This window comes from Algibacter pacificus, from assembly GCF_008033385.1.
Classification (GTDB): domain Bacteria; phylum Bacteroidota; class Bacteroidia; order Flavobacteriales; family Flavobacteriaceae; genus Algibacter; species Algibacter pacificus.
Map to the genome: position 1 here is coordinate 533,750 of NZ_VOGY01000001.1, position 19,270 is coordinate 553,019.

Genomic DNA, 19,270 nt, shown 5'->3' on the forward strand with positions numbered 1-19,270 from the left:
CTGTTACAATGAGATTAAAAATAAAAACTCTAATTTTTCTATTTTGTATAACAGCTTTTACCAATACAATATGGGGGACTACAACCCCAGATTGGGAAAATGCAAAATGGATTTGGCAACAAGAAGATGGGCCAGAAAACACCTGGGTTGCCTTTCGAAAATCATTCGACCTGAATGAAGCACCAAAAGAAGCACTAGCAAAAATTGCGGTTGACACGAAGTATTGGCTTTGGCTAAACGGAAACATGGTATTATTTGAAGGTGGATTGGCCAGAGGTGCAGCACCCAATACTAATTATTACGATGAAGTTGATTTAAAACCTTATTTAAAAGAAGGGAAAAACACCATTGCCATTTTGGTTTGGTACTGGGGAAGAACCCGAAAAGTACACGATGATAGTGGGAAAGGTGGACTTTTATTTCACGCCGATTTAGGAGAAGAAGTTTTAGTTTCTAATGCAGATTGGAAATTAAAACTACACCCTGCCTACGACCCTAAAAGTGGTGGTGGCGGTAAAAGTGCAAACAGAGTGAATGCTTATAATGTAAAGTTCGATGCTCGAAAGGCTATGGGCGATTGGTCTAATACTGCTTGGTATTCTAATTCATTTGATGATAGCAACTGGGATAAACCTACAGAAAAAGGAATGGCAAATAGCAAACCTTGGGGCAATTTAGTTAAAAGAGCCATTCCGCAATGGAATGATAGAGGTTTAGCTAATTATGAATCGTTAACATTAGCATCTAACACCATTGAACTGCCTTATAAAAATACAACAGTTTCTTCAGTTGTTATTCGAGCTAAACTTCCTTTTAATCAACAGATAACACCATATTTAAAGGTGAATAGCGATGCAGGGAAAACCATTATAGCCGATATGGATAATCCGTTTAATATGCTAAAAGGGACATACATTACTAAAGATGGTGTTCAGGCATTTGAAAGTTATTCGTGGATAAATGGTCATTTTGTAGAATACACCATACCTGCAGGAGTAGAAGTATTAGAACTAAAATATCGTTGGACAGGTGTAGGAGAAATGACAGGAACTTTTGAAACTAGTGACCCTTATTTTACTCGCTTATGGTGGATGGCTCGAAACACTCTATACGTTTGTGCTAGAGATGGGTATATGGATTGTCCGGATCGAGAACGTGGGTTGTGGGTAGGCGATGTAGCAGATCAAACAGGAGCGGTTTTTTACACTTTAGATGAACCTGGACGTTTGCTGTTGAAAAAAGGAATTGATAATACTATTGCGTATAGAAGTGGAGATACTATCCAAGGTTTGGCACCTGGATTTGGAGCGTATCGTGGAAAAAGTAGTGAATTGACTGGACAAAGTTTGCAATATATAGATCAAGGAATTTGGCAATACTACTACAATACAGGAGACAAAGCTACACTTGAAAATGCATATCCTGCTGTTTTAAATTATTTAAAGCTATGGTCTATGCAACCTAATGGATTGCCAAAACATAGAAAAGGTTATGCCAATTGGGTAGATTGGGGTATAGATACAGACCCTACAGCCACAAATGTGGTGTTATATTATATGGCGCTTAACTCAGCGAAAAAAATGGCTATTGTTCTAGACGAAAAAAAAGATATTGCTTGGTATGATAAACGAATCAACAGTATTAAAAATAATTTTGAAAAAGAATATTGGCAAGGAAATCGTTATGGTTCTAAAAATAAATTAATTGAAGAGCGTGTAAGTGCATTGGCTATTCTTAGTGGTTTAGCTAAAGAAGAACATCATACTATTTTAGTTGATAGCGTTCTAGTTCCTGTAAAAAAATCTAGTCCGCATATGGAGTGGTTGGCTGAAGAAGCGATTATGATTACTGGACAATATGATAAAGGACTGCAACGTATGAAAGACCGTTATCAAGAACAAGTGGATCGTAAATGGTTGACTACACTTTATGAAAAATACCAACCCAAATTACGAGGTACTTATAACCACGCTTGGAATGCACCAAATTATGTGCTTTCAAAATACATAGCAGGTGTAAAGGCAACCGATATTGCTTGGTCAACTTATGAAGTAAAGCCGAATTTAGCACACATGACCTCAGTGAAACAAGTTGTACCTTCGATTAAAGGTGATATTACTGTTGAAGTCAATAAAACAGCAAATAACTATCAACTAAATTTAAGTTCTCCAAACAAAACCACAGCTACAGTTTACATTCCTAAAGAAGGGAAAGAAATTTTAAAAATTTTGGTAAATGCTAAAGAAGTTTTGAAAAAAGGAAAATTTAGAAAGAAATTAAAAGGTGTTAAATTTGTAAGTGAAGATGACAATTTTATTTGTTTTAAAGTTGAAGCAGGAAGCTGGAATTTTATAACTACATATAAATAATTGATAAAAATTTTTTAATGAGAACAAAACAACAATTTTTCATTCTATGTAGTGCCATTTTAATTGGATTGAGCACTTTAGCACAAAACAATCAAAAAAATAAAAAACAGCTCCTAAATACAGATAAAGAACCAAAACTAAAAAGTAAAAAATTCAAATCGTTGTTTGATGGTATAACCTTAAACGGTTGGTCAACCAAACAAGGTACTATGAATTTTGAGGTCATTAAAGGAGAAATTGTAGGTACTTGTAGTGCTGGACCAAGTACTTTTTTATGCACCGATAAAGAATACACGGATTTTATTTTTACTTGTGAAATGAAATGGGAAGTTGATGGAAATACAGGAGTTCAAATTCGTTCAAGAATAAGAAAAGACCCCAATAGAAATACTGTAATTGGTCCACAAGCCGAAATGGAAGATTTGGCTAAAAAAGGTCGTGGTTGGTCTGGAGGTGTTTATGGTCAAAATTGTGGTGGCTGGTTCTATCCTTTAAAAGCACCTGAGCATAAACCGTTAAAAGATGCTATTGATAGAAGTGGTTGGAATAGGCTTACCATTAAAGTGGAAGGGAATGTATTTAAAACATGGGTAAACGGAATTCCTGCTGCTCATTGGATTGATGAAGAAAACAAATTCCCAACAGGTTTTATCGGTCTACAAGTTCATGGAGGAAAACAAGGCATTATCCATTGGAGAAATTTAAAAATTAGAGAACTTTAAGATGAATTTAAGTTGTTTTACAAGAAATAAACAAATGTTTTTAGGTGAAAACACTAAGGATAAATCGATGAATACATCATTGATTTTGTTGTTTTTAATTTTTTTTTCGATTCATTACTCTATATCTGCACAACGTAATTTCTTAACAACGTCTTATGCTCTTGAAGAGCTTAAAGAAATGCTTGTTATGAATCAAAAATGGGTCAATTATCCAGATTATAGCAATCGAAAAGCTTGGGATTCACTGTTTGGAAATCAAAAGCAAATCTTAATTGAAAACGGAGAAGCATATTTAGATTATAAATGGCAAGTGGTTAAAGCAACAGATTATCTCGATTATACAAGAACAGGTAATCGTGAAACCATGCAAGTCCCTTATTTTGAGAATCAAGATGCGATAGGCGCTTTAATTTTAGCCGAATTGGCAGAAGGTAAAGGACGGTTTTTAGACAAGATTATCGATGGTGTTTTCATGAATTGTGAAATGACCTCTTGGGTATTGTCCGCACATTTTAGACTCTCACCAAAAGAAGTTAAAAATCATTTTCCCGATCGAAATGAAAATCTGATTGGCTTGTATTCTTCGCAAACCGGAGCTATGTTATCATGGGCATATTATTTCCTGAATAAGGAGTTTGATAAAGTCAACCCACTTATATCAGAACGTATTCAATATGAAGTGAAAAAGCGTATTCTAGAACCTTATATGAATATGAATTATTGGTGGACAGCACTTCCGCCTTATGCCAAAAACAAACCAAAAGTAAACAACTGGAATCCTTGGTGTAATGCCAATGTGCTACAATGTTTTATGTTGATGGAAAATGATAAAGATAAATTAGCTCAAGCTGTGTATCGTTCCATGCAATCTATAGATATGTTTATAAATGAAGATAAAGACGGTGCTTGTGATGAAGGCCCTGGGTACTGGGGAGTTGCTGCAGGGAAAATGTTTGATTATTTGGACTTGTTGGAAAAATTGACCTCAGTAAAGGTTTCCATTTTTGACAAGCCCGAAATAAAAGCCATGGCAGAATACGTTTATCGTGCTAATGTTGGCAAAGGTTGGGTCGTTAATTTTTCGGATGCATCAGCAAAAGCAAAAGGAAATCCTTATTTTATTTATGCTTTTGGAAAAGCGGTTGCAAGTCAAGATATGATGAATTTTGCTGCCTATTTGAAAAACGAAAATCCTGAATCAATGATTGCTTATAAACGAGATATTAATCGAACATTAAAAAATGCAACAATATCTAAAGCACTAGAAAATACAACACCTGTTTTTAAAACTCCTGAATATTCTTGGTATCCTAAGACAGAATATTGTTTTATGACGAATAAAGAAGGGCTTTTTTTAGCAGCTAAAGGTGGGTACAACCAAGAAAACCACAACCATAATGATGTTGGGGCGTTTATGTTTTATGCAAATGCAACCCCTATATTTATTGATACAGGAGTTGGTTCTTATACTGCCAAAACGTTTGGGCCAGAGCGTTATACCATTTGGACAATGCAAAGTAATTATCATAATGTGCCATTAATTAATGGAGTTGCACAACGTCCAGGAGCAAAATTCAAAGCAACGAATACTAGTTTCAATAAAAATAAAAAAACATTTACTGCTGATATTTCTAAAGCATATCCAGAAAATGCTGAGGTTACGTCATGGATACGTACCTATCAGTTACAAAAAAATGGATTAAGCATAAAAGACCAATTTTCGCTATCAGAAACAAAAGCGCCTAATCAACTCAATTTTATGACTTGGGGCGATGTTGATATCAATACTCCAGGGAAGGTTATGATTCAAGTTGATAAAGAAAAAGTAGAGCTATTTTACAATAAACAAGAATTCTCGGTCGCTTTAAAACCTATTGAACTGAACGAAAAAAAGTTAAGTAACGTTTGGGGCAAAACTATTTACAGGCTTTCGTTTACAGCAAAATCATTACAAAAAGAAGGCGAATATACATTTCAAATTAAAAAGAAAAAATGAAAAAAATAATAAGCGTTTTAGTATTAAGTTTAATGTTTGTTGTTGCAAAAGCTCAAAATACAGACAACAAAAAAATGAATGTAGTGTTTATTTTGGCTGATGATTTGGGGTGGGCAGATGTAACACTCTATGGGAAAACAAGGTTATATGAAACACCAAATTTAGAACGATTGGCTGCTCGTGGAGTAACTTTTACTCGTGCTTACGCAGCAAGTCCATTATGTACACCAACAAGAGCTAGTATTTTAACAGGACAAACACCCGCAAGAACAGGAATTACTTCGCCTGCTGCACATCAACCTAAAGTGCAATTAAAAGCATCCGTCCCTCCAAAAGCGGCTCCAGGTTTTAAATCTGTTGCCTGCAAACCAGTAACAAGATTAGATACTATATTACCAACACTGGGAAAGTTATTAAAAGCAGATGGTTACAATACGGCGCATTTTGGGAAGTGGCATTTGGGAAGAGAGCCTTACACACCCATTCAACATGGATTCGATGTTGACATTCCACATTGGCCAGGACCAGGACCAGCAGGTAGTTTTGTGGCTCCTTGGAAATATCCAAAGTTTAAGGCGAATTACGAAAATGAACACATTGAAGATCGAATGGCAGATGAAGCCATAAATTGGTTACGCTCGCAAGACTTGAATAAACCGTTTTTTATGAATTACTGGCAATTTTCTGTTCATGCACCTTTTGACGCTAAAGAAAGTTTGATAAAATATTACCAGTCCAAAATCGATTTTACAGATTTGCAACATTCTCCAACCTATGCAGCTATGGTTCATTCTTTAGACCAAGCCGTTGGTCGATTATTAGATGAGATAGATAGATTAGGAATTAGCGATCGAACGGCAATAGTGTTTTTTAGTGACAATGGAGGCAACATGTATAATGGTATTCGTGAAACAACGCAATCAGGAGAAGAATTCATTACAGAACCGACAAGTAATCACCCTTTACGAGGAGGTAAGGCAACCATTTATGAAGGTGGTGTTAGAGTGCCATGTGTAATTGCATGGCCAAAATTAACAAAGCCTGGTTCTAGATCAGATGTTATGATACAATCAACTGACTTTTATCCAACAATATTAAATCAGTTAGGAATTAAAATCCCTAAAAAACATAAGATTGATGGAGTAGATATTTCTGTTGCCTTGAAAGGCGAAGCACAAAATAGAGGGCCAATCGTTACCTATTTTCCTCATAATCCAAAAATACCAAATTGGCTGCCACCATCGGTTTCTGTTCATGAGGGATATTGGAAACTAATACGCATATTTAATTACGGAAAAGATTTTACTCATCAATATTTGCTATACAATTTAAAACAAGATATAGGAGAAGTGCACAATCTTGCTGCAAAGTATCCAAAAAAAGTAAAAGAATTGGATGCTATTATTGAGGAACATTTAAAGGATACGAAAGCAGTTATTCCAATTGCAAACCCTGCATTTGATCCTCAAAAATATCACCCTGAAGAAATAGGCATTCAAAAAGGAGGATTGCGTGTGGCAAAAAGAATTAATCATAAATAAAAAATAAAAAAAATGCGTTTATTATTTTGTATTGTTTGGGTTTTATTATCTTTTGTTCCTTCTTTTGGGCAAAATAAAACAGCTCGAATTGATGCTCATATTCATCTTTATGATACAAATCGTAAAGACAGTTATACGTTTCTTAATGAACATATACAAAACAACAATTCAGACTTATTAAACTCACATTTAGAAAAAGATTTTTTAAATGTTGCGAGTTCATCAGGTTTTAATTACGCTTATTTAGTTGAAGCGAGTACAAGAAGAGAAGATAATTTTTGGTTATCTAAAATGGCTAACGAATCTAAGCATATACTAGGTTTTACAGCTAATCTTAACCCTTTGGATGTGAATTTTAAAAAGGATTTAGATTCTTTAAAAAAGAACTTAAAATTTAGAGGAGTTCGCCCAAGATTTAAGGGCTTGAATTTTTCTAATCCTGAAGTTCTAAGCCATCTAAAAGAGTTAGATAAACGAAATTTAGTACTTGAACTAAATGATTTAAAAGATGTAGCTACCATAGCAAATATATATCCCAATATGAATATTGTAGTGAATCATTTTGGGAATACTAGATTAAAAGATGGAGTTATACAAGATAAAGATAATTACAAACTATTACTTAAAGAAATAGCAGCTTATAAAAATGTATATGTAAAGATTTCTGCATTACATACAATTTCAGGCAAGAACACTGCACCCAAAAGATTAAAGTATTACAAAAAGTTGTTAGATATTACGCTTGAAATATTTGGTTCAGACCGTGTGCTATTTGGTAGTAATTGGCCTTTGTCAAGTTTACGAGGAGAATATAATAACGCCGTTCAAATTCTTGAGGCTTACTGTAAAACTCGTGAAAACTTAAGCGAAGAAAAACTCTTTTTTACAAATGTTAGGAAGGCTTATGGATTGATGAATCCTACAGTTCCAAATTTTATTGAATTGAATAATGGTGAACTGCGTTTAAAATTAGACTTAAAAAGAGGAGGTGCTATTGCTTATATATCTAAATCAGATGTTGATAGGAATATTGTAAATGTTCATGATGAAGGACGGTATATTCAACAATCTTATTATGGAGGAGCAATAGTCAATAGACAAAAAGAAGGACAAAAAAAAGCTTGGTCTCCTTGGTCTTGGAATCCAATCCAGGTTGGCGATTGCTACAATAACCGAGCAGAGATTTTAGAATATAAAAAAGAAGGAAATACATTATATGTAAAATGTATTCCTATGCTTTGGGATATGAAAAACAAGTATGCAGAAGCAATCATGGAGCAATGGACAACATTAGAAGGAAGTGTAATTAAAGTTCAAAATAAATTAACCTGCCAAAGAACGGATACTATTTATGGAGAAGGAAAAGCTCATAATCAAGAACTACCTGCTGTTTACCCAATATCAGCTTTAAACAACTTATACTCTTATTTTGGTGATAAACCTTTTACAGGAGAACCGTTAAATAAACCAAAAGTAGTAAATCTTACAAGTGGTTTTTGGGGGAAATATAAAAATAATATGGTAACCGAAAGCTGGATGGCATTTGTAAATGATGACAATTGGGGTATGGGGGTATATTCGCCAATAAGTACTAATTTTTTAGCTGGAATGTCAAGAGATCCTGGATATGAAGCTCACGACAGAGCAACATCATACATGGCTCCATTACACAAAGCAACCTTTAATAAAAACACAGTTTACGAATATGATTATTATTTAATAATTGGTGATTTGAAAAACATAAGAGCGCGTGTTTATAATTTAAATAAATCAGAATAAAAATTGAAAAAGAAGAGCTTATTATATTTGATTATTTTTGAATACCTACTTATTAGTTGTGGTGTGGAAATGAATAAGGAACAAAAGGTTCCTAATACACTATCTGTTTCAGAAGGTTTTGTAAATCCAATAGGTTTTTATGATAGCATTCCAACTTTTTCGTGGCAACTAGATACAATTATAAAAAACCAAACGGCTTACGAAATTTCGATAGCTTCAAAACTTGAATTGCTAGAAAATCCAGATGTATGGAATTCAGGAAAAGTACTATCAGACCAATCAATTTTTGTAAAATATAAAGGTGCTCCTTTAAAATCAAGACAAAAAGTGTATTGGAAAGTACGCTATTGGGATGAAAACGACCTAGTTTCTCAATGGAGTGAAGTATCAACTATAGAAATGGGTTTACTCTCTAATAATGATTGGAAAGCCAAATGGATAAAAATTCTAGACCCAAAACAATGGGATACTACACAGTATGGTACACGATTATTTAGACCTCAATATTTAAGAAATGATTTCAAATTAGATGAAACCGTAAAAAAAGCACGATTATATATCACCTCAAAAGGAATATTCCAAGCACATATAAATGGAAAAAAGATTGGGGGTGATGTGCTAACACCAGGTTGGACACCTTATCATAAACGGATTGAAACTCTAACCTATGATGTTACTGAAAATTTGCAAAAGGATGAAAATACCATAGGTATTATTCTGGCAGAAGGCTGGCACTCAGGTCGATTTGGTCCAAAAAGAAGATGGGATACTGTAATTGCACCACCACAAGTTATCTGTCAGTTAGAAATTGAAGATATAAAAGGAAATGTAAAGACCATTATTTCTGATGATAATTGGAAAGCCACAAGAAAAGGGCCTATACGAACTGCAGGATTGTATGATGGTGAAGTGTATGATGCGAATTTTGCAATACCAAATTGGAGTCAACCTCATTTTGATGACAGCACATGGAAAACTGTTGAAACGGAAGCCATAAATCCCAAAACTCAATTATTTCCAAAAAAACACGCTACCCTAAAAAATAAAATGACATTACAACCTGTTGAAATTATGCAACAAGAGGATGATAAAGTTTTATTTGATTTTGGTCAGAATATGGTAGGAGTAGTGAAGTTGAATATGCGAGTAAAAAAAGGAGATACCATTAAGCTAAGGCATGGCGAAATGTTGGATGCTAATGGTGAATTGTTCACTAAAAATTTAGGCTCTGCAAAATCTATAGATTATTATATAGCGAAAGAGGATACCACCATTTCTTGGCAGCCTTCATTTACATTTCACGGATTTCGTTATGTGGAGCTAAGTGGATTCAATTCAACTTTCAAACCAGAAAAATCTTGGGTAACGGGAGTAGTACAATACTCTGATTTTGAAATGGAAGGTAAATTCAAATCCTCTCATCCTAAACTCAACCAATTGCATAGTAATATTCAATGGGGGTTACGTGGCAATTTTTTTGATGTGCCTTTGGATTGCCCGCAAAGAAGCGAACGTTTAGGATGGACAGGTGATGCACAAGTGTTTATACCAACGTCATTGTATTTGTCAGATACACATGCCTTTTGGTCGGCTTGGTTAACTAGTATGCGCGAAGAGCAATTTGGTAATGGTGGTATTCCTGTAGTGGTTCCAAATTTTACTGGAAATTTTGCGCAAGCAGGTTGGTCCGATGCCTGTACCATTGTACCTTGGGAATTGTATTTTAGAACCGGCGATGTAACTGTCTTAGAAGATAATTATGAAATGATGAAACGCTGGTGCGATTATCATACTTCTGAATCTACAAATTACATCAGCCACATGTCTACAGTAGGCGACTGGTTACAACCCTATTCTCAACAAAAAGACGATAGAAGAGGAGATACACCCAATACATTAATTTCTACAGCATTTTACGCACAGTCCGTTAAATTAACGATGAAAGCCGCTGAGCGTCTTGATTTAAATAAAGATAAAAAGTACTATGGCCAACTTTTGGATTCAATTTCAAAGGCTTTTGAAAAGGAGTTTTTCGATAACGAAGGACAAATTAAAGCCCCTTACACACCAACACAAACAGGGTATTTACTGGCTTTAGGGTTTGATATGCTACCAGAAGAAACTGCAGATAAGGCTGTTCATCATTTGTTAAAGGAAATAGAGGTTACCAATAATCATTTAAGAACAGGATTTTTAGGCACACCTTTATTAGCACCCGTTTTAGATAAAACAGGTCATACCGATAAATTATTTGAAATTTTATTCAAAGAAACCTATCCCTCATGGTTTTATAGCATCAATCAAGGGGCTACTACTATGTGGGAACGTTGGGATGGTTATACTCACGATAAAGGTTTTGCAGATAGAGCCTTATCGTTTAATCATTACGCTTATGGAGCTATTGGTCAATGGATGTATGAGCGCATTGCTGGAATTGCACCCCTAGAAGTAGGTTATAAAAAAATACGATTTGCGCCTATGCCCCACATAAATTTAAATGAGGCTTCAGGTAGTTATGAATCGCAATATGGAACGATTGAGTCGTCATGGACATTTGTAGGTAGTGATTTTATTTACACTATTAGTTTTCCGCCCAATACGTCAGCAAAAGTTGTACTTCCATTTTTTAGCGATACAGCAAATTTGACTGTAAATGGTCAAACTCCTGTATTTACTAAAGAAAAAAATACTGTAGTTATAGATGATATCATTAGTGGAGATTATAAAATTATATATAAAAATGCGAGATAGATATGAAATATAAACTGAATTTAGTTTTAATAATATATTGGTTTGTTTTTGGGATAGTAACATCCCATGCGCAAGAAAATGAGAATGCTTCTCTTGAACAAAACTTCAAAAACCCACCAGCTTCAGCCAAACCTCGAACTTGGATGCATGCCATAGATGGTAATATGAGTAAGGAGGGTATGACCAAAGATTTAGAAGCTATGCAACGCGTAGGTATTGGTGGTATTTTATTGTTCAATATCGACCAAAAAATTCCAGACGGAAAAATAAAATACGGCTCACCTGAGCACCACGAGATGTTAACATATGCAGCAGCAGAATGTGAGCGTTTGGACTTAAGTTTTGGTGTGCACAATTGCGATGGTTGGTCCTCTAGTGGAGGCCCATGGATTACACCAGAGCAAAGTATGAAAATGCTGGTTTGGAGTGAACTTCAAGTAAAAGGAGGTTCGTTAAATGTAAAATTACCACAAACCACAAAAAGGGAAGACTACTATAAGGATGTTGCTGTTTTAGCGTATCCGTCTTTATCTTCAGAATTGAATGATGCTAGCAACAAACCCATCATTACTTCCTCCGTCTTAAATTTACAAACAGATGGTTTAGTTGATAATTTACTCGATGGTAGGTTAGTTCTTCCTAAAAAGAAGGATGTACTTCCTTGGTTACAGTATGATTACCCTGAAGAGAAGACGATACGGTCTATCTTGATTGTTTGTAACCAACGTGACCCAATTGCTACCTTACAAGTTTCTAATGATGGTATTAATTTTACAACGGTTAGAGAACTTTATACAGTACGTACAGGAAAAAGGGAGTGGACTATTAATGATAGCTTTGAGGCTATAACTTCAAAGTATTTTAGGATAACGTTTAACCAAACAATGTCTTTACAAGAAGCCCGTTTATCCAATACGCAAAGCATTCATAATGTTATGGGGCGCATAAGTATGGGGCGTACAGAAGACTCAAATTTGACACCCATTGGACAACCTGAAAAGTCTATGATTATTGATAAAAGCAGTATCGTAAAATTAACTTCTTATCTTAAACCTGATGGTACATTACAAGCAAAATTACCAAAAGGTGACTGGACGATATTGCGTTTTGGATATACTTCAACAGGAGCGTTTAACAATCCTGCATCAGATGCGGGTAGAGGCTTAGAGTGCGATAAATTTAGTAAAGAAGCCTTTAAAACACATTACGATGCTTTTGTTAAAAAAGTGATTGAGAATACCAAAAAAATAGCACCAAATGCGATGCAATATGCAGAAATTGATAGTTATGAAATGGGGGGACAAAATTGGACTGAGAACTATGAGCATTTGTTTAAAGAAAAATATGGATATAATCTGATAGATGTTTTACCACTTTATGCGGGGCGTTTTGTTGAAAATGAAGAGGTTTCTGATGCTGTGCTTTGGGATGTACGTCAGTTCAATTCTCATTTAATGGCAGAGAATTACTTTGGTTATTTTGCAGAATTGTGTAAGCAAGATGGTATCAAAAGTTATATAGAGCCTTATGGTTTTGGACCATTGAATGATTTAGATGTTGGTGCTAAAGCAGACATTAACATGGGCGAATTTTGGATGGGTCGTGAAATGACCATGGTGCAATCTGCTGTATCTGCATCGCATATTTATGGTAAAAATGTGACTTCGGCAGAATCCTTTACATCCAATCCACAGATTAATTGGAAGGGGCATCCTGCACTAGCAAAAATCTCTGGAGACTTAGCCTGGGTTCATGGTATTAATGAGTTCATGTTTCATCGTTTTACACATCAAGCCAACCCAAATGTTGCTCCTGGAATGACTATGGGTAGATGGGGGTTTCATTTTGATAGAGTTCAACCTTGGTGGGATAATGCAGGAAAAGCTTGGTTTACCTACATGATGCGTGGCCAGTACTTGTTACGTCAAGGGGTTCCTGTATCCGACTTTTTAGTTTTTATTGGCGATGGTTCACCCAACTCGGTATATTTGCGTAAAGATTTTGAACCAGCAATTCCTGCAGGAACAAACTTTGATTGCACCAATGCCGATGTGCTTCTTAATCGTATAAAGATTAAAAACAAAACCTTAATGCTTCCCGAAGGCACAACTTATAAGACTTTAGTGCTTAAAAATTCTAAAAAACTAAGCCTATCAAGCTTAAAACGCATCTACCAAATTGCTAAATCAGGTGTTCCTGTAATTGGCGAATTACCTGAGCAATCCGCAGGTTATTTCAATACTACTGAAGAAAAAGCAGCGTTTTCAAAAATAGTAGAAGCAATAAAAGCATTGCCTAATGTATATGCTGGTTTTGAATGGGAAACAATAATGAATAAAGAAGATATTGTTAGTGATTTTACTATTGAAGGTCGAGATGATATACCATTTATTCACCGAAAAGATGAGAAGATGGATATGTATTTTTTCTTCAACCCAGATAAATCAAAGCAACTTTTTGAATGTAATTTTAATGTTGATGGAAAAATTCCAGAACTATGGAACCCCATGAATGGTAAAATAATAAAGACAGCTCAGTTCAAGCATCTAGATGGCAAAACAAAAGTTTGGATTCCTTTAGAGGCTGAAGAATCTGTTTTTGTGGTTTTTAAAGAAGCGTCAGAAAACTTACCTACTGTTACAGATGTTAAAAAAATGTCAAACGTATCTTACACGTTAACTTCCAAGAATAAACTTCAGGAAGAGAAGTTGTTACAAACTTTCCCTATAGCCTTAGAGAACGATTGGAATGTGACATTTCCAAACTTAAATTCCGAAGAAAATAGTTTTAAATTTCCAGAATTGATAGATTTATCGAAACATGATGCTGAAGACATAAAATATTATTCAGGAACGGCTATTTATGAGAATGAATTCAGAATAAGTAGAAAACAACTAGCTAAAAACACCATGTATAGCTTAGATTTAGGTGAAGTAGGCATAGCAGCAAAAGTTACTGTAAATGGTACTGACCTTGGCGTAGTTTGGAAAGCCCCTTTTAAAATAGACATCACTTCAGTATTAAAAAAAGGTATTAATACCATAAAAGTAGAAGTGAGCAACCAATGGACAAATCGTCTTATTGGTGACGAACAATACCCGAATGAAACTGGATTTGACCGAAAAGCTGAAGTGATGCCAGATTGGTTTTTAAACAACGAGCCAGCGCCTTTAGAAAAGCGTTCTACCTTTACAATCACTAATTTTTACGGAAGAGATAAAACTTTGCTACCAGCAGGTTTAATCGGGCCAATTACGATAAAAACAACTAAGAAAACGACCATAAAATAATTACAATCAAACCTGCTCAAACAGTCAATATAAAATTAGCGTTACTCATGAAAAAAACGTCATATTATCAACCAAAATTTTTGTTGCTTCTAGTATTGGTTCTATTATACTCATGCAATGAATCAAAGAGTCAACACATTACTGAACAGAATTACGAAGTCATTAAATCTGGCTTTGTAAAACCAACCGATGATAACACCATTTGGTGTTATTGGTATTGGATTAATGATGATATATCTAAAGATGGTATTACCAAAGATTTAGAAGCTATGAAAAAAGCAGGTATTGGTGGTGCTTTAATAGGTAATATCAATCCAGCACATAAAGATGGAAAAGTACCCATGCTAAGCGAAGATTGGTGGTCGCACATGGTACACGCTGTGGAAGAAGGAAAGCGTATTGGTGTAAATATTGGTGTGTTTAACTGTCCAGGGTGGAGCCAAAGTGGAGGCCCTTGGGTAGATTATACAAAAGCCATGCGTTATCTAACCTATAGTGAAACGAATGTTATTGGAGGAAAACCACTTAGTGTAGCGTTGCCACAACCCAAAAAAGAATTTCAAGACACGCATACTTTTGCTTTTAAATCATCAGCGGAAGAAATAAAAAGTACACAATATATTCCTACTAAGGTTACTGCCAATTGGAGTGATGTAGATGTTAGCATTTTAAACGATGGAAACAAAGAAGACGATACGAGCTTTGAACCCAAAAAAGGCGAAGCTTTAGAAATTAGTTTTCAACTTTCCGAACCCATAACAGCTCGTTCTATTACTATAATTCCTAGTAAAGCGTTTAAATGTAATATGACTTTGGTCGCTGTGGTAGATGGTAAAGAGAAAATCGTAAAAGAATTTGGTTTCGACCGTTTTCGCATAACCCCTAATGTGGCATCCATTGAAACAGGAGATTTTGCAACTATTTTGCCAAGTGTAAAAGCCGATAAGTTTATATTAAAATGTACCAATTTTAGAGAAAAGAGAGGTGGATATGGCTTTGCTGAAATTAACATTTCGCAAGCCCCAGTATTGGATAAATACATTGAAAAACAATTAGGTAAGATGAATTCTACTCCTGGTATTAAATGGGATTCTTACATTTTTGGTCAGCAAGAAAAGCTTAAGGACAAGAGTTTAAGTATAAGCCCAGACCAAGTGATTGATTTAAGTAGTAAACTTGATGAAAACGGCATACTAAATTGGGATGCCCCAGCAGGAAATTGGACTATTATGCGTATGGGCATGACGCCTACAGGTACTAAAAATGCTCCTGCTGCCCCACAAGGTGTGGGTTACGAAATCGATAAAATGAATAGTGATTTGGCACAATATCACTTCGATAATTTTGTTGGAGAACTCTTAAAACGCATTCCAGAAGAAAGTAAATCGGCATTTAAATATGTTGTAGCGGATAGTTATGAACAAGGGGCTCAAAATTGGACGGATGGGTATGAAGAAAAATTCAAAGAAAAATACGGCTATGATCCTGTACCATTTTTACCAGTACTATCAGGAAGAATAGTGGGAAGTGTTGAATTATCCGAACGTTTCCTTTGGGATCTTCGTCGTTCCATTGCAGATGATGTCGCTTACGAATACGTTGGAGGATTACGAAAAGCCAGTAATGAGCACAACCTTAAGACTTGGCTTGAAAATTATGGACACTGGGGCTTCCCGGGCGAGTTTATGATGTATGGAGGGCAGTCAGATTTAATTTCTGGAGAATTTTGGAACGAAGGCACATTAGGAAATATTGAGTGTAAAGCGTCCTCTTCAACAGCACATACTTATGGGAAATCAGTAACTTCGGCAGAAGCATTTACATCTTCTAGAAGGGCGTATTTAAGACATCCTGCTATGCTGAAAAAGAGAGGCGATTGGGCATTAACAGAGGGTATCAATCACTTTGTATTGCATTTGTACATTCAGCAACCAGATGATAATCGAAAACCAGGAATGAATGCTTGGTTTGGTACAGAATTTAATCGTCATAATACCTGGTTTAGTCAGGCTGATACCTATTTCGACTACCTACGTCGTTGTCAACATCTTTTACAACAAGGTAAATATGTAGCCGATGTGTGTTATTATATAGGAGAGGATGCGCCAGTAATGACAGGTGTTCGTAACCCAGAAATTCCAAAAGGCTATTCTTATGATTATATCAATGCAGAAGTTATTTTAGATAGGTTGTCTGTAAAAGACGGACGATTCGTGTTACCAGATGGCATGTCGTATAAAGTCATGGTATTGCCACCTTTTAAAACCATGCGCCCAGAATTATTAGCCAAAATTGAACAGTTGGTGCAAGAAGGTGGAACTATTTTAGGGCCAAAACCAGAACAATCACCAAGTTTAGAAAATTATCCAATGGCTGATAATCAAGTAAAGGAGTTAGTCGGTAAAATGTGGCATGGAGATTACGCTAATGGTAAAATGAATGTTGAATACGGTAAAGGTAAAATTTGGGATGGTTACGAACTCTCAGAAGTATTTGCAGATTTAAATTTAGACAAAGATGTTGCTGTTCCAGAAGATGCTCCGGTATTATGGATACACCGAAAAACTGAAGACATGGATATTTATTTCATCTCTAACCAAAGTGATGAAACACTAAAAATTTCACCCGTATTTAGAACAAACAAAAGTTTAAAACCACAATTGTGGAATGCCATTACAGGAGAAATAAGGGTTTTGCCAGAGCACAAGGTTACAGAAACGGGGATAGAGGTACCATTAAAAATGCAGGCTGCACAAAGTTGGTTTGTTGTATTTACAAACGATGATAATAATGCCCCACAAAAGCCATTGTATTCAGAAAATTTCCCAGCATATAAAAAGGTTCAAGCTGTTAAAGGGCCTTTTATGGTCGATTTTATCAATAAAGATATTGCCCCACAAAACCCAGTTGAATTTAAAGAATTAATAGATTGGAAAAATTCAACAGATGAGCAAATTAAGTTTTATTCCGGGAAGGCTGTTTACACAACAACATTTAAAATTGAACAAGTATCGGAACAACAGGAATTATTCCTTAACCTTGGTAAGGTCTCGGTAATGGCTAAAGTAAAATTAAATGGAAAAGATGTTGGCGGTGTTTGGATGGAGCCTTATCGATTAAATATTTCAGAAGCCATTATAAAAGGTGAAAACACTTTAGAAATAGAAGTGGTAAACCTCTGGCGAAATCAATTAATTAGAGATAAATCACGTGAAAAAGACGAAAAATATACATGGATAGTTATCGATAAAATCACGCCTGAATCTCCATTACAAAAGTCTGGTTTATTAGGACCTGTTGTAATCGAAACTACTGAATATTAATAAATTAAAAGTTAAAAAATAAAATGAAACATCTCATCATACTAATGTGTGTACTACAAGTAATATCTTGTAAATCCAAGAAAGACATTAAAACACAAGAAAAGAAACAGCCCAATGTTGTTTTTATTTTAACCGATCAATGGAGAGCGCAGGACCTTGGTTTTGCCGGAAACGACCAAGTAATCACGTCTGCCATTGATAACTTGGCTAAAGAAGCAGTGGTATTTCCCAATGCCATTTCTAATATTCCTGTTTGTACACCAGCTCGTGCTTCGTTAATGACAGGAAAATACCCACTTAGCCACGGACTTTTTTACAACGATAAGCCGCTTCCAACGGAAGAATATTGCATAGCCGAAGTGTATAAAGAGAATGGTTACCAAACGGGTTATATTGGTAAATGGCATATCAATGGTCATCCTCAAGGAATGAAAAACCATAAAGGGAGACAACTGCCTATTACTGCCGATCGTCGTCAAGGATTCGATTATTGGAAAGTACACGAGTGCACACACAATTATAATAACTCTATATATTATGATGAAAATGATGTAAAACATACGTGGGAAGGTTATGACGCTATAGCCCAAACCAAAGATGCCATAAAATACATGCAGGACAATAAGGATAATCCTTTTATGTTGTTTGTCTCTTATGGTCCTCCGCATGCGCCTTATAAAACGGCACCTGAAAAATACAGGGACATGTATAAAGATATGGATATTAAATTACGTCCAAACGTGCCAAAAGAAAAAACGGGTGTTGCGAAAGACCAAATCAGAGGTTATTACTCGCATATAACAGCACTTGATGATTGTATAGCAGAGTTACAAAAGGAAATTAAAAATTTGGGTATCGAAGAAAATACCATTTTTGTGTTAACATCAGACCATGGAGATATGTTATATTCTCATTCGCAAGTAAAGAAGCAAAAACCTTGGGAAGAGTCAATAAATGTACCTTTTGTTATAAAATATCCAGCCAAATTAAAAGGGGGTACAAAAATGACTAAAATGTTTTCTTTTCCTGATATTATGCCCACACTGTTGGGAATGTCTGATTTACCTATTCCTGAAACAGTACAGGGTGTTGATTATACCGGCCAGCTTTTGGGTACCGAAGAATTGAATATCGAAGCTGCTTTAATTACGTGCCCAGTTCCTTTTCATCAATGGAAATATAAACTTGGCGGGCGTGAATACAGGGGCGTACGAACTGAAAAGTACACGTATGTGAAAGACCTTAATGGCCCATGGTTATTGTACGATAATATGAAAGATCCATATCAATTGAATAATGTTGCAGGGAAAGATGCATACAAAAAAGTACAAGCCACTCTAGAAACGCAATTACAAGCAATACTAGATAAAAATGGCGACGAATTTTTACCAGCAGAAGCATATATGAAGGCTTGGGGGTATCAATGGGATGGAAATGATAAAGAGAAGATTGACATACATTAAATGTATAAGATAAGTATGAAACTATATAAAAGAAAT

At 35.3% G+C, this 19,270-nt stretch carries 9 protein-coding genes; all 9 read left to right on the forward strand.

Annotation, left to right across the window (positions count from 1 at the left end):
* Window positions 1-8 precede the first annotated feature (8 nt).
* From FQU21_RS02625 to FQU21_RS02665, 9 genes are read left to right on the forward strand one after another with little or no spacing between them, the layout of a single operon-like run.
* On the forward strand, window positions 9-2,369 hold the full coding sequence (locus FQU21_RS02625; RefSeq protein WP_147676471.1) for an alpha-L-rhamnosidase-related protein: 2,361 nt from the start codon (window positions 9-11) through the stop codon (window positions 2,367-2,369).
* 17 nt (window positions 2,370-2,386) lie between these two features.
* On the forward strand, window positions 2,387-3,091 hold the full coding sequence (locus FQU21_RS02630; RefSeq protein ID WP_147676472.1) for a 3-keto-disaccharide hydrolase: 705 nt from the start codon (window positions 2,387-2,389) through the stop codon (window positions 3,089-3,091).
* A gap of 1 nt (window position 3,092) precedes the next feature.
* Complete coding sequence (locus FQU21_RS02635; RefSeq protein ID WP_222707979.1) at window positions 3,093-5,087, forward strand: heparinase II/III domain-containing protein; 1,995 nt, start codon at window positions 3,093-3,095, stop codon at window positions 5,085-5,087.
* Entirely contained in the window at window positions 5,084-6,628 is a 1,545-nt protein-coding gene (locus FQU21_RS02640) for a sulfatase (RefSeq protein ID WP_147676473.1), read from the forward strand. Before FQU21_RS02635 ends, FQU21_RS02640 begins: the two co-directional genes overlap by 4 nt.
* A 12-nt stretch (window positions 6,629-6,640) precedes the next feature.
* Complete coding sequence (locus tag FQU21_RS02645) at window positions 6,641-8,407, forward strand: amidohydrolase family protein (protein WP_147676474.1); 1,767 nt, start codon at window positions 6,641-6,643, stop codon at window positions 8,405-8,407.
* Window positions 8,408-8,410: 3 nt separating this feature from the next.
* A complete protein-coding gene (locus FQU21_RS02650; protein WP_147676475.1) occupies window positions 8,411-11,158 on the forward strand; it encodes an alpha-L-rhamnosidase in 2,748 nt (915 codons plus the stop codon).
* A gap of 2 nt (window positions 11,159-11,160) precedes the next feature.
* Complete coding sequence (locus FQU21_RS02655; protein ID WP_147676476.1) at window positions 11,161-14,448, forward strand: glycosyl hydrolase; 3,288 nt, start codon at window positions 11,161-11,163, stop codon at window positions 14,446-14,448.
* A 47-nt stretch (window positions 14,449-14,495) separates the two neighbouring features.
* Entirely contained in the window at window positions 14,496-17,771 is a 3,276-nt protein-coding gene (locus tag FQU21_RS02660; RefSeq protein ID WP_147676477.1) for a glycosyl hydrolase, read from the forward strand.
* Between the two features lie 23 nt (window positions 17,772-17,794).
* Entirely contained in the window at window positions 17,795-19,234 is a 1,440-nt protein-coding gene (locus FQU21_RS02665) for a sulfatase family protein (protein ID WP_147676478.1), read from the forward strand.
* Window positions 19,235-19,270 lie beyond the last annotated feature (36 nt).